Below are 2,013 nucleotides of genomic sequence, written 5' to 3'. Positions count from 1 at the left end.
GAAATGCCGGGCGCCGTCCGGATCGATGCGTTGCACCAGTCGCGCCCGGTCATCGTGGACATACACTTCCTGGCTGCCATCGGCGTTGTGCACGCTGACGCTGCCGTCATCGCCCCATGCATAGCGCGTGTCCATCTGCGCAAAACTGGCCCAGTGCCGGACACAGCGCGCGGCTTTACCAGACCTTTCCCACGCCCAAAAGAAACTCGCCCCACCGGCCAATTGCCGCTCAAGAATGACGTGCTGTTCGTCGTACCGATAAACCTCGCGCTCACCGACGGCATTGGTCGCCGACACCAGTCGTCCGGCGTCGTCATAGGCGTAGGAAACGATGTTCTGCTCGGTCACCCACACGAAGGGTTCGTGGCCTTGGGCGCGATGGATCTGGTAGTCCACCGCCACAATCCGACCCAACTCGTAGCGCAAGAGCAAAGAACGCCCCGCACCGTTATCCAGTCGCTCAATACGCCCCAACCGATCCCGGAAAATGCGCAATCGGTTGTCATACGCATCGCTGATCGCCGTCAGCACGCCGTCGCAGAAGTGATAAAACCGAGAAGACTGGGCCAGCACCAACTCGCCAGGAACCGAGCCCAAATAAATCGCCGCTTCCGCCAGGCTGTTGGTAATTGCCGGACGAGCAGCCGTCGGCAAGGGCAGGGTGGTGGAGCGATTCTCATGGTCGGTCCACACCACCGAATCGCCAGAAACCGCAAGCCGTTGAGCCAGCGCATGACTCCAGCCAAACCCCAGCCCGCAATCCACCTCCACCGCGCTGGTGCGGTACAAGCGCGTCCACTCGAACGGCAAGATGCCATCGAGCGTACCGTCGGTGAGGGTCAGCAGTTCCTCGCCAGTGACCATCGACACCGGGCAACCGTTCGTAACGGTTTTATGCGCAGAAGCCGCTGCATCGCCCTTCGGATTCGACGCCACGGCAGGCACATCATCCACCGACTCCTGGCGCACCAACGCCGTACGCTGCGTCTTGCTGCGCACCATCGGCACCGGGTTCGAAACCAGATGCTCGCCAGCCTGCAACGGCGCCACCGGCACCGCCTTGACCGGCGTCGCCGCACTGCCCAGCAGCAACGGCTTTGCCGTCTCCACATGCGGCCCCAACCCAGGCCCAGGCACCTGCCTGGCCAGCAACTCCAGTAACGCCCGCGCCCGGCCGGATTTAATAGAACTCAACACCTGAGCCCCCAACCGAAGCTGCACCCCCATCCCCCGCGTAGCCCATAGCAGCAGCAGGTTGATCAAGACTTCGCCGGTGATCTCACCCAACAGTTCGTACATCTCGGGCGGCGGCAGCAGGCGTATCCAGCTGACCATCGCCGACAAATAGATAAACAACAGCGGCTCATCACTGAGCACCAGCAAGCCCTGGGCGAGTGTGTCCTTGCCCAGTTTCAGCAGTTCATCGAGTTCGGCTTGGGAGAGGTACTGCAGCAGCTTCTCGCTGTTGGACTTGAGGTTCGCCAACAGGTCGTACAGCTCGGTGATGTTGTCCCACAGGTTGTAAAACGCCTGGCCAATCCCGCTTGCAAAGGCCGCGCCCTGTTTCGCGCTGCGCTTGAAGGGTAGGGCTTTGGCAAAGTCTGCCCATTGAGGCTCGAAGCGCTCGTGCCATTGCTTGCGCAGGTCCGCTTCCAGCCCGGCAATCACCGACTGGTAGGACGCATACAGCGCCTTGACGTGATCTTTGGAGACATTGGGGTAGAAAGTGACTCGGTACTGCTGGTCGCGAGTACATTCGGGCACTTCAAGCATGCCGCTGGGGCCGATGGTGCGGTGCAGCGGCGCGCCAATGGGCGTGCCGTCCTGGGCGATGGCTTGCAGCGTCACCGGCGTGTTGCCGATGGGGACGAAGCGGGTGCTCTCGAACAGGTGCACCAGGGTCAGCCCACCCTGGGCCTTGCATTGAGCGACTGTGCGACTGGGCGTGTCGGAAGAGATCGGCGCCACCAGTGCGACGTCATCCCCGACCTTGAACACCTGCTCGACTTCCAG

At 62.0% G+C, this 2,013-nt stretch carries 1 protein-coding gene; it reads right to left on the bottom strand.

Annotation, left to right across the window (positions count from 1 at the left end; genetic code table 11):
* A partial coding sequence (locus BFQ04_RS12100; protein WP_139111926.1) for a DUF6531 domain-containing protein occupies window positions 1-2,013 on the bottom strand: 2,013 nt, incomplete at both ends.

It is taken from the genome of Pseudomonas sp. 37 R 15 (assembly GCF_900004865.1).
In the GTDB taxonomy this organism is placed as follows: domain Bacteria; phylum Pseudomonadota; class Gammaproteobacteria; order Pseudomonadales; family Pseudomonadaceae; genus Aquipseudomonas; species Aquipseudomonas fluorescens_AM.
Note: the sequence above shows the minus strand (reverse complement) of the source record. Positions and strands in the feature narration are given on the sequence as shown.